The organism is Methylocaldum sp. GT1BB (genome assembly GCF_051027545.1).
In the GTDB taxonomy this organism is placed as follows: Bacteria; Pseudomonadota; Gammaproteobacteria; order Methylococcales; family Methylococcaceae; genus Methylocaldum.
The window spans coordinates 814092-835625 of record NZ_CP194902.1; the positions used below are offsets into that span (position 1 = coordinate 814092).

Genomic DNA, 21534 nt, shown 5'->3' on the forward strand with positions numbered 1-21534 from the left:
AGAATCGGGAAAACCGCAACACGCTTAGCAGAAAAGCAAAATCTTGCTTATCCACAGTTTCTGTGGATAACTTTGTGGAATAAATGTCGGGATGTTGCCGAAAAATGCATGAAGACTAGACTTTCATTAAATTGTAAAGATTTTGACCAAAACTTATTTTTTATAATTTTATCAATGCCTTATTTGGTCACAAAAAAATCTAATCGCGGCAGCACTGATTCAAATTTTTCCTTGACAAACAAATTGAATACACTGTGCATAAGTCGACCGACGACAGCAACCGGAAATCAAGTGTTTAACCATTCTGCAATGAAAGACAACAATCGAACGATGGAGGATCTATGGAGATTTATCATCTACAGGTGTTACGTACCGATGCCTCTGGCATGCCGCTGGAATGGATAGGCTACCAAGAGGCGGCAAAGCTTTATCATCTAGGTGAAGTAGCCTATAGCTGCGGTACCCACCTGTATACGCTGCGGGGTGGCATTAATGCCAAGACGGGGCGCCGCAGTCTCATCGAAGTCAATTCGATCATCGCCACACACCACCACCATAACAACGGCTACGGCATCGATCCCAACTACGTTCCGCCCTTAAGCAATCCTGCCCTATTCCGCCGCGACAACAATCTTTGTCTCTACTGCGGCCACCGATTTCACCATAGCGACCTTTCCCGCGACCACATCACTCCGATCAGCGTCGGAGGCGCCGACACCTGGAACAATGTCGTAACCGCATGCAAGCGCTGCAACAACCATAAAGCCGGACGAACCCCGGAACAAGCCGGCATGCAACTCCTAGCCATTCCGTTCACCCCAACCCACGCGGAATATGTCTACCTACAAGGACGCCGGGTATTGAGCGATCAAATGGAATTCTTGAAAGCGCATTTTCCCCGCAAAAGCCCTTTGCATCAGCGGTTAAGCTAGCGCCTTCAGCTCCCTCAGATGGTCTGCAACATCCGACAAAGAGTACGCGCGCTTCCGGCTAGTGTTTGCCGATTTTGTCCGAACCGACCAGACTGATCGCTTCCCAAAGCATGGAAACCGCCGGCACCAGAATCTGCCCGCGTCTCGCCTGATAAACAGCCAATCCCACCAACAAAAGAAAAAAGGCCGACTGCAAATCCACTAGCCCGCCACTCGCGGTGGTAAGGCTGCGGTCAAATGCATTGAGACCCTTGGTTGCGTGCTGACCCAGCGTGCGGACGGGTGTGGCCGACAAGGGTTTAACGGAAAATAAAGCGGCTTGCTCCGCATACCTTGCAACATCGATTGCACTCGTTTCCGCGGCGTGAAGCAGCAAAACGCTACCGGTAAACGCATTGAGCTTGACGCTGGTAACGCCCGGACATTCGGCTAAACGTTCGGCGAGAGCGGCAAAAAAGGCCGAATCATTGCGCTTTTCGGGAATTCTCAGCCGTAATCGACCGGCTAGCTCATGAACGACAAAGGCCGAGACCATCTTTAGCCTTTCATATCGCTTTCCGCAGCGGCTTGCTCGGCGGCTTCGAATCCTTCCGCTGCGGCCGCCTGCTCTGCCAGCTCCGCTCGAACCTCGGCCACCAGATCTTCGAAGGTTTCGCCGGCTTCAGCCGCCCATTCGCGGCCTTTTTCGAACAGCAGGATGCCGGTCTTCACGGCTGCTCGTGCAACTGGCCGCAGCGCCGGCGCAAGAACGACACCGGCCGCCACCATGCCAAGCCCGATCACAACGCCTTTGGCCACACCGTTTTCAAGAAAATCGCCGAAACCAGCCATCGCTACCTCCCTGGATTCCAGAAACCCCATTGATAAGAAAAAACCTCGGCCGCATAAAAAGCCAAGGGTATTATGCCAGCGGGCCAAGAACCACGAAAAGTTTAAATAAGGGAAAGCTAAACTGACGCGTACGAGAGCCTGTACTCGGGGGTCCGCAGCTTATCGTACTCCGCTCGAATGAGCCTCGGGCCGTACTTCCGCTCGAGACGGCGGATCGTAAAGTGGCTATGTGCCATAACTTGAAAGTGCTGAATGAACACGCTGTTGACCAAAGCGCCGCCGACCGCCCCCACAATCGGGACGATTTCCGCCGCGGCTTTTTCCGAGACCGTTATGCCGAAACGGCTCGAGATCATCATAATAAAATCCACCAACATCGGCGCGCCGGCCCGATTGCCTAGGCCGTTCCGAGCGATATAGCTGGAGGCTGCCGCAACGGGCCGCTCCAAAGCGAGACGCAACCCGTAGTACCCGGCATCAGCCGCATCATCTTCCTTAGTACGCCCACCCAAGGCGAACACTTCGAGACATGCCAGACGGGTCGCGATATCGTCGAGATCTTCGCCCTCGCTGCGGGCGATATCGGCAATCGAACGCAGCATGAGAACGGTCGTAAACGGCAGCTCCACCAGCAAGGCCGGACCGCCTAAAAAACCACCGACCGCGCCGCTCGCGATGCTGAGCAACTTGTAATACACGTCGCGGGATGGCGTCCCCGGCTTATTGTCCAAGCTCGTGACCGCCACGCCCAAAGCCTTCCAAATGGCATTCTCGGCGCAGCGATGCAGTCTCCGGTACCATGGCGTTGGCAAAAGCTTAAGCCCTTTCTCCAAGGGTGTGCCGACCGCATCGGCAAGCCTGACGGCGAAGGCGGGATATTCTAGATGCCGATATGCCCGCTTGAGACTCAAATAGTCTTGGTGCGACAAAGCCATGGGTCTGCCACTCATAATCCGATCGCTCGCTCGGCCCGAACCGCTGTTTGCAAAGAGCGTGAAAATAGCCGCACGAGATTACAGTTATATGACGGCAGCCGTCGAGGGCCATGTTATTACCGCTCCCGTGCCGCCTCATGGAACGCTTTTCAATAAGGCGAGAGCAAATCCCAAAACCATTCTGATCGTACATTGAGGTTGCCGCGGCCAGATCCGACCAACACTGTCAGATGGTTTGAACTGCCACTCCCGATTCGAAGCTGCCATTCGTAGCGGTCGTCCATGCGCCTGATTTTCGGCTAAAGCGGAAGATCGCGGATTGATGATTGCGACTTTGCCTGAACGTCAGCTTTTGATATTGCCCACGTAGCGCTTAGTACCCAAAGCTGCTGGGCCTTATTATTAACCCAGCCTATAAATATAGGCCGGGTTAATCCGGGGCAGGGATGCCCCGGCGCGGCGACCAGCCGCGTGAGCCCAGGCCGGGCGTGTACCGGCCTGGGCGGCGGCCCGAAATACCAGGAGGGTATTTACAGGCCTGATTAATAAGGGCTCAAATGGCAGTTCTCCAGACATACAATCCCTACCCCCTTTTTTACTTGGACAAGGTGTCCTTCGAATATCGGTTTAGTCTCCTCCCGCCCCATAAGGGAGCCGATATTTGGATCGAAATGACGGACAGCCACTTTCATCCTCGGCATCCAAATATTTCAATGATTCGTCGGCCACACCCGCGATAACCTGTGATTCTGGCAAATCCGATTCTTTCATCAAATGCGTTATGGCGAAGAGGCGTTTCGCGTAGGAGGTGACTATGACGAAACACAATCGCAACGTGTATGGGGTAGTCCTACAGCCGTTGACAGTATTGCTTGTCTTTGTGGCATTAGCCTCATCTTCGAGAGCGGACGCTCCAAGACCAGCATTTACCGAACGCGGCATCGAAGGAAGGTGGGGATTTTCGGGGGAGTTCGGGATGATTGTGCCCCCCGCTGCCCCTCAAGCGGTGCCAACGGCCGCCCTTGGCACGGTGATCTTTGATGGCCACGGAGGCTGCGCGGTCACCACGACTGTCAATATCAACGGGACTATCCTCGGACCTCTCACGTCCAAGACGTGCACCCATTCGGTCAATCCCGATGGCACGGGTACCAGTGTCGCCGAGTTCTCGGGAACGGCCTTTGATGGGCCTTCGACAGTCGCGTTTGTGATCGTCGACCGCAATCGCGAGATCCGATTCATCAACACCACCCTCACGGTCGCCGGATTTACCGCCAAGCGGCAGTAGCTAGAGCCGCTCGATAATGGCATCGCATCTCCTGAATGACTCTTCACATCAACACTGTCATGACCGCAAGCTTTAGTTCCTGCACAAACAGCGATAACGGCAACCGCAGCGAAACCATGAAAGGAGGACAATATGGCACGAGTAGAAGGATTTGAGCCGGCGAATAGCGATCAGGTGCCGGTAGATGCTAATGGAAATCCCGTCGCCGTGGGCGTGTGGGGCGACTCCACCACCGGAGTAGGCGTGTTCGGCACGAGCGGCGCTCTCCCTCCTAACGTAGCGAACATCCCTACTAACATCGCCGGGGTGGAAGGCCACAGCATCCAAAATCCGGGAGTATTTGGCCGCAGCATCGAGGGCGAAGGTGTCGCGGGCGAAAGCTTGCAGAGCCTAGGTATGCTTGGCCGAAGTGCAACCGGCACCGGCGTATTGGGCGTTACATTTGTTCCAACTCCCGACGCCTCCGGTGTCTTCGGCTCCAGCACTACCGGTGGTAACGGCGTGACCGGCTTCGTCGGCGAGGCCACCGGCGTGGTGGGAAGTAGCATCAGGGGTACCGGCGTCCGCGGGACTAGCGGCGATGGGGATGGCGTACTTGGTGAACGTTTCGGTGTACCTACCGGCGGCTTCGAAGCCGGCGTACGCGGACTCTGCGATGCCGGGTTCGGCGTCGTGGGCTCCAGCAACTCTCTAGTGGGTGTGTTCGGCTTAGCCGGCACAGAGCGAACAAGAGGCATTGGCGTAGCCGGAGCAGCAGTTAATACCGGCACCGGCGTATCTGGCGTAGCGGGAGAAGGCACGGGCGTGCGTGGCGATAGTGCCTCTGGCTCCGGTGTGAGTGGCAATAGCCGCGGTGGTTTCTTCAGCGCCGGTGTGAGTGGCGATAGCAGCGGTGGTTTCATCAGCGTTGGTGTGTGGGGTACAAGTTCTGCTCAAAGGGGCATTGGCGTGTACGGCAGAGGGGGTGGAGATGGATGGGCAGCATTTCTCGATGGAAAAGTCGAGGTTTTTGGTCCTTTAATCAAGTCCGGTGGTGGCTTCAGGATCGATCACCCCCTTGAGCCGGCGCACAAGTACCTTGCTCACTCATTTGTCGAGTCGGCCGAGATGAAGAATGTTTATGACGGGGTTGCGGCTCTTGACGGGAATGGGGAGTGTTTTGTGGAGCTTCCTGAATGGTTTGAAGCCCTCAATTGCGACTTCCGCTATCAGCTCACCTCTATTGGCGAGCCTGCCCCTAACCTTCATGTCGCTCGGGAGATTTCAAACAATCGCTTCAATATTGCGGGAGGTAAGTCGGGGATGAAAGTTTCTTGGCAGGTAACAGGCATTCGCAAGGATTCTTGGGCGCAAGCACATCCATTAATAGTAGTGGAAGAAAAGCCTGCGGATGAGCAGGGTTATTATCGGCACCCAGAGTCGTACAATCAGCCCCCGGAAAATAGCACTTTTTGGAAGGGGAACTCTGAATTAAGGCTTCAGCTTGCGGCGCAACAGGAAGGCTTATTCAGCAAAGAGATTGACCAGCTACGAGCCAGACAGATGGCATCTCCAGAAGAGCCATCGAAGATCGACCGCGCCCGCCTTGAGGAGGAGTGGCGACGGGTGGAGGAGTTAGTGCAGCGAATGGGCCAGCCGACCCTGAGTAAGGATAGCGAGTAACCGAGGGCCTCGGAAAGCCACCACAGGCAGGACACAAAGTCCGCGCACGAAACGGACGGTCACGTCTACATCGGTTTCACTTTCGATGTAGGGTGCGTTGCGTGCACCCTGCATCGTCGAACCGTATGCAGCGCACAGTATCTCCTTCATCATTTTCTAGCTTTTAGCTCCCCTGAGTACATTCCGCAAATATTTGCGGAATCTCGACTGATTGGCTTGATTGGCGGGGTTGTCCTGCAGGTTGCCTATGCCGCAAGACTTCCCTGAATGTACTTAGAGCGTTTTCATCTCGCTCGTACGGCAAAACAGGCTTGGCGGACGTCGTTGGCGCCTTCGGCTCGGGTGAATGGATTCAAGCATTCGTAGGTCGGCAATCCTTTCCCAATCGCAAACGGTCGCTTTAGTCGCGACCCTTCCGACGAAGACGCTCGGCGGGACGTGTCGTCGGGAAAGGATTCCCGACCTACTCGCTGAGTACATTCCGCAAATATTTGCGGAATGTACTTAGCCCTGCCTGTCAGCGCCCAAGCCTAACTGTGCGTATATCGACTCCTCCCCGAGCGCAAGAAACCGATCGATAGGGATGGCGACAAGGAAGCGCATGCAGTCGTATATCCGGCATCTTGAAGTGGGCTCTTGGTGGCCCGTGCCGACATGGAATCTGCGCACGGAGCGCCAATCGCTACAAGCGGCACGCGAGCTGCCGGCAAAGTTATCGGCGTCAATCCGTGTGGGTACAACCCTCTTAGCCATGATGGGCGATCGGTCTCAAAGCAAGCGAGTGAATAGGACATCAAAACTCTGCGAACATCATTGTCACGAAGCCACGGCATAGGCGCTGCGCGCCAGCTTGCGCCGTGGTCGGCACGGCGGCCGCTATAGGGATGGCAGCCCGCAGCGCGGCGTAACAGTTCCGCATCAACTTCGAAATCTTTTGATCACACTCCATGGTTATCCTTGAACGTGTTTATCGGACTATCGAAGTCTCCAATAGCGATCATCCAAGGCCCCGGTACCGGAATGCCGCTTTTCTCTCGGCCTTGACCATTGGCCGATAGAGACACGTGACGAAATGTAGTTCACGGAAACATCAAGAAATGCGCATAGGATCGCCCCGGTACACGTATAACCTGGCTTGGGGATTAATTCCGATACCCCGCAGCGGGACTTGACGGGTATTCGGTCGCAAGGGAAAGTGCGCCGATAAACTCGAACGAGCCGGCCTTGGTCGCGCTGGACTCCGAGTCATGCCCCAAATTGAACAAATGCAGAAAGCGAATATGGAAAAAGCCATCGAAAAGAAAAGACGCCCGACGAAATCTCGAAAGAGAAATCACCGCCAGGGCGAAACGGCCGGCACCCACCTGACGGCCAGCGTACCCCGCGCCTATTCGAACGAAACCGCGGCGGCCGTTCAAACTCGCTTAAGAGAACACCGCTTCGATCACGCTGAATTGATCTGTATCACCGATCCGGAAGATCGGCTGCTCGGGTGTGTCGTTCTGGAGGATTTGATCGCCTTGCCCGCGGAGACGCCTATGGGAGACGTTCTTAAGGCACTGCCCATGGTTCGCGTAGACGAAGATCAAGAGAAACTGGCGTCCTTGGCGCTGCACCATCGGCTGACCGCGGTTCCCGTCGTCGACCATGGCGGACATTTCCTCGGCGTGGTACCGCCCCTGGCGCTGATGCACATCTTGCGACATGAGCACGTGGAAGATCTGCACCGCCTCGCCGGGATCAAACGCGAGACGCATCAGGCGCGGGAAGCTATGGAATCGGCCCCGCTGCGGCGAGCGCGGGACCGGTTGCCGTGGTTGATGCTCGGACTGGTGGGCAGCGCCTTGGCGACCCAGGTCGTTGCGCAATTCGAGGCACAATTGCAGGACCGGATCGCTATCGCCTTTTTCATTCCGGGTTTAGTTTATATCGCCGATGCCATCGGCACTCAGACCGAGGCCATTGCCGTACGCGGGCTATCGCTCTCTCATGCGAACCTCCGCTCGCTGCTCGGCGGGGAAATGCGGACCGGCCTACTGATCGGCCTTACCTTGGCTGCCGTCACTCTCCCTATAATCTGGCTGATCTTCGGGGACTTTTATCTGGCGCTGGCGGTTGCCGTGGCGTTGTTTTCGGCCGGCTGCGTGGCGACGACGATCGGGCTCTTTCTTCCGTGGCTGTTGGGGGAGTTGGGAACGGACCCCGCCTACGGCAGCGGCCCTCTCGCAACCATTCTGCAGGACGTCATGAGCCTTTTGATCTATTTCGCCGCGGTCAACCTCTTTTTATTTTAGAAAGCGGCAGGGAATGCAGTGACTTCGCTCAACCCGGCTTAAGCGACCTTGCCACCCCCCTCCGCCGGTTGCGAAACCGACGATCTTGCTCAGGCTACGATTTATTTCCGTTACGACGCTGTTCATCTTTTGGCAATAACGCTTTAATGACCCTCCGGGATCGACAGCGTCAAGGATCGGTCTCAAGGCCATCAGCTGATCTTTTGGCAATCCGGAGCCACAATGTATGCATCCACACATCGGTCTAGATCATCTCACAGGCTACCGCTTTCAGATCATCGAGCTCAGCGCGGACACCAACACGGTACTGCTCCACTACGAAGAAACCGCCTGGCCGCAGGAGGTCGAACCCACCCGCCGGATGGCGTGGACCGAATTCGTCGATCATCTTATCCAGGGCCACTTTGAAATCCTGCGAGATCTCGCCCAGTCGGACCGGTGAAAATGGTTGTCGCGAAGCCCGTGCGGCATGCAGCCTCGTTATCGGAATCGAGGTGACAGGCTGCTCCACGGGAATGGGGCATTCGCGTTTATCGCCGGTTTCGCCGATCGGCGATCACGGGCCCGTTAATCCGTCTTACGGGCTGCCGATGCCTCTCGCCCCATCAGAAAATTGGCGATGCGAAAGAGCTTCTGCCGTCCTTGGGGCGGAGAAAGCCCCCGAGTCAGAGGGAAAGCCAATTCCGCCAGTTCTTCCGCGCGCTCTCGTGTGAGCGTGGCGCAACGCCGCCGGTACTCGATCAGTGCGTGCCGTTCGGAAGGGGTAAGGGAAAAAGGCGGGGGTTCCGCCTCGGAATAGTCGTCGATGACGGCGGATTGTCCGGCATCCGGCCGATAGACCACCACGGTGCCGGCCGAGATGTCGCCTAGCCGTTTGTTGTCGGCGTTGCACCCCATGGCGATGAGCCCGAACGCGTAGCCGACCGGCAAAGCGTCGACAAAGCGCAAGGTGTTGCGGATGAAGGCGGCATCCCAGCCCGCCGGCGTTCCGTCTTCGCGCAACACCGCCAATTTGCACAGGCGTTTTCCCGGCGTAGCGCCGTCGTTCAAGGCCTCGAACGCGATGTTGTAAAACCAGCCGAGGACGAAATAAGTCAGTATGACAAGACCCTGCCCCAATGCGCCGAAATACCGCAGCAGCACCACGGCGCACACGAAAATCAGAAGACGTATCAGGGCGTCGATCATAAAGGCGCGCGCCCGCGCCGCCGGCCCGGCGACACGAAGTCGAAGCTCGCAGCCCTCCGGGGTGGCGACGGATCGGACGGTGTCGAGCGGGGCGGCGGAGACGGTCATGGCGTCAAGCGATGAAGATGTCTTGATAAGCCTTGTATGTCGAACAGATCAACACCGGCATTAGGACCAACCAACCCAAGCCGACGGGAAGCGTCGCGACGATCGCCGCAACCAAGCCCACGATACCGTAGACCAGGAACGGCATGATGTTGCGGAGACACCCCCGAAAGCTGAGCCCCATGGCCTCGACGGCGCTCTTGTCATGAAATACGACCAAGGCCGGCGCGAACCACATGGCCATGAGCAGCGGAACCAGAAGGGCGAATGCGAGCAAGGAAGCCACGAGCACCATCATGATATTCGACGCGTCCGGCGGCGTTCCCGCGAAAATGCTCATCGTACCGGAGCCGCCGAGTACGACCACGAACACTCCCCCCGCGACCACAAGGGCTCCCAAAAGGTACAGCAAACCGACCAGCGCGAGCTTTCCGAAATTGCGCTGGAATCCTTCGAACAAGTGGCCAAAGGCGAGTCCCCGCCCTTGTTCGAGAGAACGGCATCCCAGCATCAACCCGCCGGTCAGCACCGGGTAGACCAGGCTGGACAGCAGATTCACGACCGGAATCAAGTTGATGACGATACTCAGCAAGAACATGACGACGACAATTCCGATCCAGGTTCCAGGTGCCTCCTTGAACAATCCCCAGCCTTCGCTCAACCATGTCCAGCCGCGCCCGGCATCGTTCCGATTCGGCTTTTCCAGAAGCACGCCGGAATTCTCCGGAACGGGATCGGCCACTCGCGACCTGGGAGCCTGAAAAGGATTGTGGGAAGCATCGTCGGAAGACGGATCACGACCCGTTGTGTCCATAGGAACCTCTCTTCTTTTTGGTTTAGTTAAAAAACGCCGCTACGCTTCATGTCCCAGTAGCGGTTAACGAGCGCCACCGGCAGTTCCGCCGGGGCGACATCCAGTACGGCGACACCCTGGGCGCGCAAGGCGGCCAATTGCCGCCGGCGCTCGCGGCGGTAATCCACCGCCGCCGCATAGGCCAAGGCGCCATCCAAATCGGTTACCGGCTCATGGAGGAGAGCGTCCAAGGACGTTTCCCTCAAATTCGCCAGGAGCACCAGATGCCGCCGCCGCAGAATGGCGAGGGCCGGCGGCAGCGTGGATTCGTCTTCGTCGCGCAGATTGGTGAGGAGCACGATCAGCGAACGTTTGCTCAAGCGCTCGCATAGGGCCTGGCTGGCGATCAGATAATCGGACGTTTGCAGCGAGGGCTGAAGGTCGTGCACGGCATTGAGCAAGCGCTGCACCGTGACGAGCGATTTGCGGGGAGCGAAGTAGCGCGGCTCGGCCTGGGCAAAAGTCGAAAGCCCCACGCCGTCGCCCTGGCGCAAAGCCACGTAGGACAACAGCAGCAGCGCGTTCAGCGTATGGTCGAAATGCGACAGGGCATCGTCCTTGGCACGCATGCGCTGGCCGCAATCCAGCAGAAACACGATGTTCTGGTCTCTTTCGTCCTGATACTCGCGGGCGATGGGCTTGCGCTTGCGGGCGGTGGCTTTCCAATCGATTTGCCGCAAGGCATCGTCGCGGCAGTATTCCCGCAACTGGTGGAAGTCCAGACCCTCGCCGCGCCGCCGCCTGCGCAGAACGCCGATCTGGGACAAGCGGTTATCGGTCGCGAACACCGAGTATCGAGTGATTTTTTCGAAATCCGGGTAAACCCGCACCGTCTCATCGCCGCCGACCCGGTACTGGGTCAGCCATAGGCGCAGCGGCGAAAGAAGCCGCAACTCGATCCCGCCGAAGACATGGGGCCCCCGTTCCAGGGGCTGCGCCATATAGCCGAGTTTCGCCCAATGGCCGCGCGACAGCTTGAAAAACAAGGGCAAGCCTTCTGCGGAAAACGTCTCGGGATGGCGGTCGAACACCCAGCCCGCGACGCTGCGCTCGGGGCTGGCGAGGCGGAGACGGACCGTTTGCGTTACCCCTACGGGCCATGCATCCTCGATTTCCCGCTCGACCCGCACCGGATTGCGGCGACTGAGGGCCAACCACCCGTCCGCCAGTGCCGCGCTCAGCAGCGCCGCCCCGGCGAATTGCCAGACCGCAAGCCATGACGGCCACACCGCCACGAACACGGCGAGACCGAACCAGGCGGCGAGCGCGATCAAAAGGACGCGATGAGGCAGGAGCACGAGAAACCCCGGTCAGAAGCGCGGCGAGGGAACCTGGTCCAGCAGCGCCCGGAGCAGCGTGTCGGCACTCGATCCCTCGATATCCGCCTCCGGAGAAGTCGCCACGCGATGGCGCAACGCCGGCAAAGCCACCGCCTTGATATCGTCCGGCGTGGCGTAACTCCGCCCCGACAGCAGTGCGCTGGCGCGGGCCGCGCGGACCAAAGCGATGCTGCCTCGGGGACCCGCGCCGATGGACAGGCGCGGATGCTCGCGGGTAGCTCGGCTTATCGAAACGGCATAGCGGAGCACCCGGTCGTCCACCTCCACGTGGGCCGTCAACCGCTGCAGCGCCGCCACTTGTTCCGGGCCGATCAGGACCGCCACGTTATCCACGGCCAATTCGCCCCCGGACCGGCGCTCGATCACCTGGCGGGTGAGCGCCAATTCTTCCTCCATATCGGGGTAATCGATGCGTATCTTGAGCAGAAACCGGTCCAATTGCGCTTCCGGCAGAGGATAGGTGCCCTCCTGTTCGATCGGATTCTGGGTGGCCAGCACCATGAACGGTTGAGGGACCGCCATCGAGCGGCCTTCCAGAGTCACCTGGCCTTCCTGCATCACTTCGAGCAGCGCCGCCTGGGTCTTCGCCGGAGCGCGGTTGATCTCGTCGGCCAGCAGGAGATGGGTGAAGACCGGCCCTTCGCGGGTAATGAACTGGCTGCTGCCCATATCGAAGAAGGTATGGCCGACCACGTCCGAAGGCATGAGGTCGGGCGTGAACTGAATCCGCGCGAAGCGTCCGGAAAAGGTCTTCGCCAGCGCCTTCACCAGCAGCGTCTTGCCCAGACCGGGCACGCCCTCGAGCAGCACGTGCGCGCCGCAGAGCAAACCGATCAGCACCTCGTCGATCATACGCTCCTGGCCGATCAGCACCTTGCGGAGCTCGGCACGAATCGACCGGAGCAGCACTCCGGCCTTATCCACTTGTTCATCGAGCAAACGGGTTACCGCCATAAATCCTCACAATCGTTGTTTAGCCCATATTTCTCACACCCGTCCAATCGCAAACGGTTGCTTTAATCGCAACCCTGCCTACTGCGGACGCCGTCCCAGTTGCAAACAGAGGCCATAGGATGCGGTGAGGAACGAACCGCATCGTTCGCGAGCGATGCGCCTCCTTCGTCGGCACATCCTACAGCCCTGGCGCGCCGGCTCGACGTAGTGTCAGCTACGCCTTCGCCGCCGCTCGGTCCGTGCGGCACGCCACAGCGGCATCTCAACGCCCTCGCTACGAAGGGGTGTGAGAAATACGGGCTAGTTCTTGCACCGTGCGCACGCGATCGACGAAATGCCGCGGCGAAAGCTTGTCCGGTGCGGCCAAGACCGCCGTCACCCGGTTCTCGGGAATCCCGCTCATACCGGAGAGAATTCTCGCCTGTTCCGACTCGGAGACCTGCGCGATGTGCGGATGCCGCTGAAGAACATGTCTACGTAACTCCTGCCTGACCACATTGTCCCAGTGAGCCCGCCCGTCTTCGCCGCGACGCCAGACGGCGCGTCCGACGGCGGAAAGATGCTCGATCAGGCTGCGCCTCGCCGGATTCGGCGACGGCAGCATCCCGCCGAACCGCGGCACGATACGCCAAAGCCAGGCCGCGATCAGCAGCGCGCCGCTGATCAGCGCCATCCACGCGGATTCGGCCAGCCATTCCCAAAGCGTCGGAACCTCGAGCCTGGTAGCCAGACGCACTTCGCCCTGCGGCTGGTAATGCCGCATCAGCCCCCAGATCAGTTCGGCGTGATCGTGCTCGCCGATCCGCCGATTGGAGAGAAACGTGAAGCCGTCGAGTACCGTAATCCGGCCTTGGCCATAGTCGTAATGCAGCACGGTGCTGCGCGTATCGACCACTCCCGCTTTCCAGACCGGTGCCGGGTCGGTCGGCACCAGACCCCAGCCGTTTGACCCGAACGTCCTTTGCAGCCGCAACGGCTGGTCCCGCGCCGGAAGACGCACTTCAACCGTATCCGGCTCGTCGTCGGACCGCGCATCCGAAGGTTCGCACATCTGCGCTCCATCCTGTTCGTCCTCCGCGCCGTCTTCCTCCGTAGCGGCGGTTTTCTTGGGCTCGATCTTCGGGGGTTCGTACCATCCGATCCCCAGACGCTTCAGGATGGGGTCGTCGACTTGGCGGTATTCCGCCGCAACGATCAAATAGCCGCCGCGGCTCACCCAATCGAACAGGGCGTCGGCGCGGCGAGCATTGACGTAGATGCGGCGGCCGCGATCCAGCAGCAACACCCCGCCCGGCGTCAGCTCATCCAATACCAAGGCATTGCTAACCCGCGCCACCGGTCGCCCGAGCCGCCCCATGAGACGGTCGAAAGCCAAATAAGGGTCGCGCCGAGCCTCCTTGCCCGGTTTCTCCCAAGTCGTGACCGGTACGTAATCGAAGTTGGAAAAAAACCAGGCGGCGCTCAGCGCGACCAGCACCAGAACCCCCGTCGAACTCCAGATCACCGTTCGGCTCAGAGGTAGTGAAAAAACCGTCGCGAGCGGTCGGAGTCCGCGCCGAGAAGCGGAGGCGTACAAGGGGGTACGTTGAGCATCGCAGGCGCGGACTTGGGTCGCGCAGTAGGTTTTTTTACTGCCTCTCATATATTAGTCCGCGAAGTGATCAGACCAGCGGTCGCAGAGATCGGCGAGTTGCGGCACGGGCGGCGCGGCATGGGCGTAAGCCGCGAGCTTCCAGGCCAGCAACAGCTCGGCGAAATAACGCTCGCCGGCCTCGTCGATGCGCCCCCGTATCCGGTCCAGGCAGTTGCCTTCGGTATCCCCCGGGCGGAAGTCGACATAAGCGCGATGAATCAGGGAAACCAGCGCCCCGCGGTAAAGCAGCGAAAGTGCGACGGCATGTTCTCCGGCTGCAAGGTGCCGTTTCGCTGCGGCGACCAGATCGGCCGGCAGCGAGTCCGGCCGCACGTCCAGTCCGAACAGGGTTTCAGGAACGCTGCGGACGGCAGGACTCCGGATCAGCCATCTCTCGCGGTAGCGATAAAGCAAAACGATCAGGCCCGCGGCCAGAACAGCGGCTGCGACAAAGCTGAGGCTTCGGATCGCCTTCGCCATCCACTCGGCAAACGTCTTCAACAGCTCCAGCGCACTGGAATCGTCCGATGGCGACTCGCTCTCCGAATCGCGGTAGCGCCACGTCCAATCCTGAACTTCCCGGCCGAATACCGGATCGGCCAACACCTCCCGAATCGCCCGTTCCGCTTCGCCGGTCTCGGCGACGCTCGCGGGAGGCTGGTCCGCGAAGACTTCACCGGGAGCTTGAAACCAGAACAGGCCGGCGAAACAAAGACACGCCATCATCAGGGCCGCTTTCCGTGGAGTCTCCTCCCGCCCTTCCGATTCCGCCTCGATGCGCCGGCTCAGACGGCGAAAACCCAGCTCGATGTCCCAGCCTTCGAGTTCGTTGCGGCGATTGAGATACAGCGTGAAGCCGGCGGCGACGTAGAACGGCTCGATCAAAGTCTCCCCCGCCAGATACGCGAGGTCGGACAGCACCAAGAGCCAGGCGTCCGATTCGCCGTGAAAAAGAGCCGCCCAGTCGAAAAGCGGCTCGATCTCCCGCGGCCGAAACAGTTCGATCGAAAGGATCAGCGAAATCTGGAGAAATGCCGAGAAATGCGCACAGAGATAGGTGAGCCACACCGCGCATCCGCGCGTCTTGCTATCGAGCGCCCGGCGCCGAGCCGCCGCCGCTCGCCCGCGCTGGCCCTCCAGTTGCGCGATGGGAAGATGAAACGAACGGGCCAAGCTGAAACGCCCTAGGGTCAGCCCCATGAGCAAGCCGGAATTCCGGATGAGTCCCGGCAGCGACCGCCAAATCTCCCGCGTGCTCGGCGCCCGTCCGAACGAGGCTTCCGCGTAGACCTTCAACAGTATTCGATCGAACAGCGGCTTGAACCACCACACGCTGATCGCGGCAACGGCGGGCCACTGCCACAGGAGAAGAAACACGATCAGAGCGAACGGCACCATGGTGGCGAACCAGGCACGATAAACCGGCCGATGCCAGTGCCGCAGCACAACCAATCCCAGATCCAGGGCCTCCCAGGGCGTGCGTCGGCGGAGATCCAGACAGAGGCGCTCAAGCTGCACGGCGGCTTCGTCCGACGAGAGAAAAATAGGCCAGCAGCGAGAGCCAGAATGCCATCCCGACGCCGTATTTGAGCTCCACGGGAAGCGTTCGGATCGGCGACCAGAACGCTTCCACGAAAGCGGCGCAAAAAGTCAGTCCGGCCGCTGCGTAAAGGAGATGCACCGCCCGCTGCGCCGCCCGCTTGACCGCATCGGCGCGGCGGAGTCTCCCCGGCGCAATCAGGGCCAGTCCGATTTTCAGGCCGGCCGCACCGGAGAGTACGGCGCCTATCAGTTCCGGCGCGCTATGCCCCGCGACGAAGCCCCAAAACGTCTCGATATAGCCGACTTGCGTCAGATGCCCCGCCACCGCGCCGATCACCAGCCCGTTATAAATCAGGAAAAATACGCTCCCGAGGCCGAAAGCGATGCCTCCCGCAAAGCACTGGAAGTCGATGCGCACATTGTTGGCAATGTAGAACCCCAGCATCATCACGTCGTCGGACGCATCCCGAGGCCGCCCCAGCCGTTCCGCGGTCGGGGCGTACATTTCTTCCACGGAACCCACCGTTTCCGGTGAGAGCAGGAAATACACGCCGTCCGGATAAAACTGAAGCACGGCGAGAGCGAGAAACAAAGGCAAGAAAAACAGCGCCGCCGAAGCCCAGACCAGCCGGGCCTCGCTCCGGACCAGAACCGGCAAATCGTGCAACACGAAACGAAGCCACCGGCCTCCCCCCGCCCGGCGGGCGCCATAAATGCGCTGATGGACCGCCAAGACCCGGTCGCGCAGCGCATCGAGCAGAGGCTCCGAATAGCGGCGGTCCCGCGCCAGGGACAAATCCCGGCACAGCCCCCGAAACTGACGCGGCAAACTCTCAACCGTGATCGCCGCCGGCCCCGGCTCGGCACCCGAAGCATCGCTCCGCTCCCCCTTTCCGCGAAGCCCGCCCGCCAGCCACCGATCCCACGCGTCCCAATCCGCTCGCCGCGTTTCGATGAATTGATATTCCTTCACATCCCGGTCCGAAAAGATTTGAAGGCTTAGTTTAGTCCAGGTGGGCGATCTTGGCCGCCGACCATGCTCGTTCCCAAGCTCCCGCTTGGGAACCCGGCCTCGGAAGCTCCGGCTTCCACTAGCCCCCTAAATGAACGACTAAACTCAAACCCATGCCCCGTAGCCGCTACCATATCCTGCAAAATCAATCGCCCCACTTCCTAACGGCAACGATCAACCACTGGCTGCCGCCGTTCACCCGCCCGGAAACGGTGAATATCGTGCTGGATTGCTGGCGGTTCCTGCAACGAGAATCCGGCCTCCAGCTCTACGGCTACGTCATACTGGAAAACCACCTGCATCTCGTCGCCGCTTCGCCCAATCTGAGCCGGGATATGCAGCGCTTCAAGTCCTACACGGCCAGGCAAATCGTCGCGTACCTTGAGCAGCGTGGATCGGCCAAAATATTGGAACTGCTGGCGCTATTCAAGCGACATCACAAAACCGAGAGCACCTATCAGATTTGGGAAGAAGGCAATCACCCGCAACTCATCGAATCGGAAGCGGTCATGCGGCAAAAAATGGACTACATCCACCAGAACCCCGTCAAACGCGGCTATGTGGATCAGGCCGAGAGCGTTTTTCGCCGCAGCATAGCGGTGTGAATTGGGAACTCGGCACCCTGAATGCAGGCACAAATATGGTTGTAGGTCGGCAATCCTTTGCCGGCAAAGACGTCGGGAAGGGATTCCCGACCTACGGCAGCCTGGGTCGCACACCACACCGGAAAATGCTCGAGCATTGGCGCGATTCCAGCGCGGAACTATGCCAGCCAGGAAGGTTTGATCGAAGTGGTGCGGGCGTGGTGAGTTGACCATGACGCAGGAGCTTCGACGGGAGAGTTCCCAAGCGGGAGCTTGGGAACGAGCGAAACTATATTTGCTGAAATGGACGCAGCCGAAGTCAAAAAATAGAAGCCTGACCCCGTCATATGCGTAAGACTTCTTGTGCTCCCTTCTCGTGAACCGCCCGGTGCGGACCCGTATGCCGTGGTGGTGTGGGGACTGGGGGTTAGAAACCCCCGGTTACCCGGTTAGACTCTAATGATTGCGTGGCATGCCTCATGTCGCTATCACATCCCCCGCCTCCGGAAGTATTCTCGTAGCCGCTGGTATTGGACATCTTGCACAAGCTGTGGCGCCGCCTGCTCGATCTCGTCCAAACATTGCCCCAACTCCCGAGGAGCCCACTGTTGGTCGGCAATCACAGCATCCAGCAGGTGCAGTGCGTCCGCTGGGTATCTGCTGCACAAACCTGATTCGTGCAGCAGATGTACGACGTAATGCGGATGCTCAATGGGTTGCAGCCAGTCTTGCATCGCAGCCAGTGCAACTGGGAACTCAGAGCCGGCAGCAATGATCAGCCGGGTCAATGATTCGGCGATTCGCTGCGTGGCGAGCTCGCGTGACTTCGGCCAAACGTGTTGCCAGAACGGCTGGACGCGATTCTTCCAATAGTCTTCGCGCTGGTCGGCGGCACCTTCAAGTGCCTGCGATAGCGCTTGTGCGCACTCTTCCAGCCCTTCTTGAGGCAGCGCTCCAATTGCGGCTCGGAACTCATCTACAGTGTAGCCATCGGTTAGGCCGAGTGCTGTATAAGTCAGGAAGGCCGCGAACTGCTGACGGTGTTCACCCAAGTCGGCGTAGCGGTTTGCGCTCTCCAGGAACTGCGGTTTGAAGGCAATCAACAAGGGCTGGTACAAACGTGGCGACCAAAGGAAACCTTCCCACACTGCCTTCGCTTCGCCGGGGCTGTCCCATCTGAACAACGGCAGTAGGTATTGCTCGGTCCAGGTTCGATCCACGCGGAAGAGTGCGATCAAGCGCGAACCCAGCAGCACACGGCCGTGCCGGAATCTGGCCACCTGCACATCGCAGATTTCAGTGAAGAATGGCTCGACGTCAGCTGGAAGCTGATCGTCGTCGTTCGGATTGCGTTTGAACCAGAGGTTGATCAATGCCTGCGTGACATGCCCGACTGGGTGATTGATGGCGTCGGTGACAGGATGGTCAATCGGCTCCCCATTACGAGTCATGCCGGTGCCTGCTTCGAGTGGCAGGGCCAGAACTCGGCGGCACAGGTTCAGCAGAATTTCCTCGTGCTGGTTGATCGACTTCGAAACCGTTTCGATCCACCACGTCACGCCGTGGGCAACTTCCTGAAGAACGGTATCAGGTATGGTCTGCACCAAAGGCGCGGCGTATCGCCAGGACCGCAACACCATGCCTTCTTCGCTCCAGACTTGCAGGGCCTCGCGCCATCGGCCGGCGGGCCACACGCCATCCCGTGCCAGATCACATAGCGCGTACAGGCTGTGAAAGAAGCGGGTGCGGCAAACGTCGCGCCACGTATCTTCGTAGAAAGGTCGCCGTTCGGGCAGCGGCTTTGTGAGCCATTGAACGAGCTCATGCCGCTTTCGAGGTGCAATGTCGACATCACGGCTTTCTTCATAGTCCGGATCGCCGGTGCCACTCATCCAGCGGGAGAACTCGTCACGCTCGTTGGCTGCCAACCGCCATTGCGGGTAGGCATTGGATAGTTCCGCCAAGCGTGCCGCCGCAGGTCCTCCCAGAGCGAGGCCCGATGCGTTCAGTTTGGCCAGATGCAGCCAGACGGAGCGAGCCACCAAATCTTGCCACCGCTCCGGTTCCAGATCATCTCGGTACATCTCGCGCGGCGGGCCGGCCAAGATGGCGGACTCCAGACGTTCCTGAGTGGCCCCTGTCAATTGTCGCCCCTGCAGAACGAACAGTCTGTACACCTCCCGCCCCGTATCCGTGGACCACAGCCACCACGCGCCATCGGCTAGCAGCCAGTCCACCCATTGTTCGGGCGGGACGCAGTGATCCTGGCTGGCGGCAAACAGACCCAGTCGCTTGAAGGTGGGATACGGCAACTCGAACCAGGACTGAGCAATGCGCGTCGCGCGCGCACTGTCGTTGGCGCGAAGCGCCAGCCACGCATCGCGCAGCAGTTCGATCAGGCTCACCCAGTCGCGGAAACCACGGTTCTGCCAGTGCGGCGTAATGGATGGCAGATCCCAGTGCGATCGGTCGCTGCGGTCATCGGCCTCGCCCAGCTCGCGCAATAAGTCCAGCGCATCGCGCAGCAGTTGCTGGAAATCCTCCAGCAACTGCGGCAAGGCGGATGTCCAGTGCTCGTCGGCAAGGTCGCGCAGGGCCGAATGCACATGATCGGCGGCCAGCACCAGCTCCCAATCCACCAGTTGCCGCAAGCGCATGGGTTCGTCCGCACTTTCTTCTTCATCGCCCCAGCGAAACGGCTTCTTCAAGGCCACCTGGGGTGCGAGCAGCTCGCGCAACTCCAGGCGCAGCGTGGTGGTCAGCCCCTCCCGCTTCAGCCGATCTTTCCAGCGATAGAGATCGGGGTCGTGCCACGATGATTTCACCCGGCCGCTAAGCAGCAGGCGCCACAACGTGCGCATCAAGAGGCCAGGAATAGCCTTGGGCGCCTGCGAGCGGATTTCATCCAGTTCGGCGGTCTTGCCGTCACGCTCCAGCGAGGCCAGACGATCCAGCTCGTGCTCGATTAGCCATAGCCATCGATCGTGCATCCGGCCGCCACGTTGCGCAATCCAGAGGATCAGCCTCGGGTCATCCAGATGGCGCGTGAGCCAGCGGGCCAGATGAAACATCGCGTCGTCCCACTGGCTACCGACGACACCACCGGAAGCCAGCAGCATCGGCGGCGCACGGTCATAGGGCGCAGGCCGGCGAATCAGGCTGAAGCGCAGTTTGGCGTCTGTCTCGTCGCGCGGCGGCACGTCGAAGCGGGGCAGATCGCGGTGACGAAAGCGCTCGTCCGAGAAGGCCTCCAGCAACCAGTCCAGCGATGGGACAGGGTTGAAGTCGGCAAAACGCTTGGCCGGCAGCCCAGACTTATCCGCCAAGACCCACAACATCCGGCCCACGAAATCGTCCTGTTGTGTGCTCGCCGAAGGCCGTGCTAGGGCATGACTGACGACGATGCGCTCTTTGCCTAGTGCGCCATCGCGGTATATGTCCGCCCAAGCGTGCAGGGTTTGGTGCAGCGCTGAATGGCCATTGCTGGCGGTGTGTACGTGGTAAAGGATGGGTGTAACGCCCTTGGCTTTCCACTCGATGGTCTTGCCACGCTCCTGCCCTGGCTCGCAATCGGCCAGCGCCCAGGCCTGCGGCGTGACTTCGCCCAGCATCCGGTCGGCGGCCAGAGCATCCATCATGTAGCGCAGCACCGGGTCGTTGATGCTATAGCCCACGAAGCAGACCACGTAGTTGCGGAACAGCTCGCTCACGAAGCGAGCAGCCCAGCGTTCGGTCAGATAGGCCAGGCCGAAATCGCCACTGGTGACCACCAGACGGTTCAGGGCCGTGTCGTCCGCCTTCTCGGGCAGCAGGCCGTGCAGGTAGACCAACCCATTCCAGCGGCTGTTCTTCGGGATAGGCAACATCGGCGCTGCATAGGCCTGGAAGGCTTGGCCCGTGCGTTTGGCCGCCGCATGAAAGACGCGGTCGAAGTTGGTAGTGACCAGCCGCAACGCGCCCTCACGGCTGCGGCCGAGCCTCAACAGCGCTGCCTGAGTATCAGTGGCGCCCTTGCGGCGCAGGCTCGGTTTCAGTGCCTGTGCCAGCGCACGGCGAACAGCCAGACGTTGCCCCGGCAGGCGCCTCTCAAGCAGGTCGAGCGTGGCATCGAACTGCCCACGGTCTGAGGACTCGCGCTCGATGTCCGTAGGCGCGGTACCGTTCAGCCGGTAGATCTCCTCCACCAGCCCCTTGAAGCCCGGCAGGCCGGCAGGGTACGAGATACCTGCACCGCAGAAAAACACCACACGTCCTTCCTCGTGCGCCTGCAAGAGCGCATCCGGAATATCAGGACCGTGGGTGATGAATTGCATTCCTTCAGCTTCCTACCCAGCGCGCACGTGCATGCGAGCAACTGAGATCTCAGAGGGTCTAACAAATA

17 protein-coding genes are annotated in these 21534 nt (G+C 59.8%); 6 read left to right on the forward strand and 11 right to left on the reverse strand.

All coding sequences use genetic code 11. The features are described from left to right. Positions 1-341: 341 nt before the first annotated feature. Positions 342-932: an HNH endonuclease gene (locus ACR2TX_RS04820; RefSeq protein WP_077730887.1), complete on the forward strand. Its 591-nt coding sequence runs from the start codon at positions 342-344 to the stop codon at positions 930-932. Positions 933-990: 58 nt separating this feature from the next. On the opposite strand, the gene ACR2TX_RS04825 is transcribed toward ACR2TX_RS04820, so the two are convergent. The 3 genes from ACR2TX_RS04825 to ACR2TX_RS04835 form a co-directional block, all read right to left on the reverse strand. Then, entirely contained in the window at positions 991-1467 is a 477-nt protein-coding gene (locus ACR2TX_RS04825; protein WP_077730886.1) for an HMA2 domain-containing protein, read from the reverse strand. A gap of 2 nt (positions 1468-1469) precedes the next feature. Continuing rightward, positions 1470-1763 (reverse strand): DUF5132 domain-containing protein, encoded by a 294-nt coding sequence (locus tag ACR2TX_RS04830; protein WP_077730885.1) that lies wholly within the window; start codon positions 1761-1763, stop codon positions 1470-1472. A 116-nt stretch (positions 1764-1879) separates the two neighbouring features. After that, positions 1880-2698, reverse strand: coding sequence for an EcsC family protein (locus tag ACR2TX_RS04835; RefSeq protein ID WP_240502549.1), 819 nt, complete (start codon positions 2696-2698; stop codon positions 1880-1882). A gap of 814 nt (positions 2699-3512) precedes the next feature. On the opposite strand from ACR2TX_RS04835, the gene ACR2TX_RS04840 reads away from it, so the two are divergent. The 4 genes from ACR2TX_RS04840 to ACR2TX_RS04855 all read left to right on the forward strand — a co-directional run bounded on the left by ACR2TX_RS04840 (position 3513) and on the right by ACR2TX_RS04855 (position 8384). Beyond that, a complete protein-coding gene (locus ACR2TX_RS04840; RefSeq protein WP_156881663.1) occupies positions 3513-3986 on the forward strand; it encodes a hypothetical protein in 474 nt (157 codons plus the stop codon). A 132-nt stretch (positions 3987-4118) separates the two neighbouring features. Continuing rightward, on the forward strand, positions 4119-5648 hold the full coding sequence (locus ACR2TX_RS04845; protein ID WP_434131388.1) for a hypothetical protein: 1530 nt from the start codon (positions 4119-4121) through the stop codon (positions 5646-5648). Between the two features lie 1247 nt (positions 5649-6895). Continuing rightward, entirely contained in the window at positions 6896-7942 is a 1047-nt protein-coding gene (locus ACR2TX_RS04850; protein WP_347257810.1) for a magnesium transporter, read from the forward strand. 226 nt (positions 7943-8168) lie between these two features. Continuing rightward, entirely contained in the window at positions 8169-8384 is a 216-nt protein-coding gene (locus ACR2TX_RS04855) for a hypothetical protein (protein WP_086133479.1), read from the forward strand. A 125-nt stretch (positions 8385-8509) separates the two neighbouring features. Here the strand turns inward: ACR2TX_RS04855 and ACR2TX_RS04860 are convergent, their stop codons facing one another. The 7 genes from ACR2TX_RS04860 to ACR2TX_RS04890 form a co-directional block, all read right to left on the reverse strand. Continuing rightward, entirely contained in the window at positions 8510-9238 is a 729-nt protein-coding gene (locus ACR2TX_RS04860; protein ID WP_434131390.1) for an RDD family protein, read from the reverse strand. Positions 9239-9242: 4 nt separating this feature from the next. Beyond that, positions 9243-10049, reverse strand: a complete 807-nt coding sequence (locus tag ACR2TX_RS04865) for a BPSS1780 family membrane protein (RefSeq protein WP_434131393.1) — start codon at positions 10047-10049, stop codon at positions 9243-9245. Between the two features lie 26 nt (positions 10050-10075). Then, complete coding sequence (locus ACR2TX_RS04870) at positions 10076-11386, reverse strand: DUF58 domain-containing protein (protein ID WP_077730878.1); 1311 nt, start codon at positions 11384-11386, stop codon at positions 10076-10078. A gap of 12 nt (positions 11387-11398) precedes the next feature. Beyond that, positions 11399-12382: an AAA family ATPase gene (locus ACR2TX_RS04875; RefSeq protein WP_156881658.1), complete on the reverse strand. Its 984-nt coding sequence runs from the start codon at positions 12380-12382 to the stop codon at positions 11399-11401. 274 nt (positions 12383-12656) lie between these two features. Then, positions 12657-14024 carry a DUF4350 domain-containing protein gene (locus ACR2TX_RS04880; RefSeq protein ID WP_434131396.1) on the reverse strand — a complete coding sequence of 456 codons (1368 nt, stop codon included), beginning with the start codon at positions 14022-14024 and terminating at the stop codon, positions 12657-12659. 3 nt (positions 14025-14027) lie between these two features. Then, positions 14028-15533, reverse strand: a complete 1506-nt coding sequence (locus tag ACR2TX_RS04885) for a hypothetical protein (RefSeq protein ID WP_434131399.1) — start codon at positions 15531-15533, stop codon at positions 14028-14030. After that, positions 15523-16530 carry a stage II sporulation protein M gene (locus ACR2TX_RS04890; protein WP_434131401.1) on the reverse strand — a complete coding sequence of 336 codons (1008 nt, stop codon included), beginning with the start codon at positions 16528-16530 and terminating at the stop codon, positions 15523-15525. The genes ACR2TX_RS04885 and ACR2TX_RS04890 overlap by 11 nt, the downstream gene beginning before the upstream one ends. A 152-nt stretch (positions 16531-16682) precedes the next feature. Here ACR2TX_RS04890 and ACR2TX_RS04895 point away from each other — a divergent pair, with 152 nt between their 5' ends. Beyond that, positions 16683-17174 (forward strand): REP-associated tyrosine transposase, encoded by a 492-nt coding sequence (locus ACR2TX_RS04895; protein ID WP_434131404.1) that lies wholly within the window; start codon positions 16683-16685, stop codon positions 17172-17174. 467 nt (positions 17175-17641) lie between these two features. On the opposite strand, the gene dsr1 is transcribed toward ACR2TX_RS04895, so the two are convergent. Further along, the gene (gene dsr1, locus ACR2TX_RS04900; RefSeq protein ID WP_434131407.1) at positions 17642-21466 is read right to left on the reverse strand and encodes an anti-phage defense-associated sirtuin Dsr1; all 3825 of its coding nucleotides are present in this window, start codon (positions 21464-21466) and stop codon (positions 17642-17644) included. Between the last annotated feature and the right edge of the window lie 68 nt (positions 21467-21534).

Coding starts and splice junctions, on each gene's coding strand:
- ACR2TX_RS04830 (WP_077730885.1), bottom strand. CDS start 1,763: ATGGCTGGTTTCGGCGATTTTCTTGAAAACGGTGTGGCCAAAGGCGTT.
- dsr1 (WP_434131407.1), bottom strand. CDS start 21,466: ATGCAATTCATCACCCACGGTCCTGATATTCCGGATGCGCTCTTGCAG.
- ACR2TX_RS04855 (WP_086133479.1), top strand. CDS start 8,169: ATGCATCCACACATCGGTCTAGATCATCTCACAGGCTACCGCTTTCAG.
- ACR2TX_RS04835 (WP_240502549.1), bottom strand. CDS start 2,698: ATGGCTTTGTCGCACCAAGACTATTTGAGTCTCAAGCGGGCATATCGG.
- ACR2TX_RS04865 (WP_434131393.1), bottom strand. CDS start 10,049: ATGGACACAACGGGTCGTGATCCGTCTTCCGACGATGCTTCCCACAAT.
- ACR2TX_RS04880 (WP_434131396.1), bottom strand. CDS start 14,024: ATGAGAGGCAGTAAAAAAACCTACTGCGCGACCCAAGTCCGCGCCTGC.
- ACR2TX_RS04895 (WP_434131404.1), top strand. CDS start 16,683: ATGCCCCGTAGCCGCTACCATATCCTGCAAAATCAATCGCCCCACTTC.
- ACR2TX_RS04840 (WP_156881663.1), top strand. CDS start 3,513: ATGACGAAACACAATCGCAACGTGTATGGGGTAGTCCTACAGCCGTTG.
- ACR2TX_RS04820 (WP_077730887.1), top strand. CDS start 342: ATGGAGATTTATCATCTACAGGTGTTACGTACCGATGCCTCTGGCATG.
- ACR2TX_RS04850 (WP_347257810.1), top strand. CDS start 6,896: ATGCCCCAAATTGAACAAATGCAGAAAGCGAATATGGAAAAAGCCATC.
- ACR2TX_RS04875 (WP_156881658.1), bottom strand. CDS start 12,382: ATGGCGGTAACCCGTTTGCTCGATGAACAAGTGGATAAGGCCGGAGTG.
- ACR2TX_RS04860 (WP_434131390.1), bottom strand. CDS start 9,238: ATGACCGTCTCCGCCGCCCCGCTCGACACCGTCCGATCCGTCGCCACC.
- ACR2TX_RS04845 (WP_434131388.1), top strand. CDS start 4,119: ATGGCACGAGTAGAAGGATTTGAGCCGGCGAATAGCGATCAGGTGCCG.
- ACR2TX_RS04825 (WP_077730886.1), bottom strand. CDS start 1,467: ATGGTCTCGGCCTTTGTCGTTCATGAGCTAGCCGGTCGATTACGGCTG.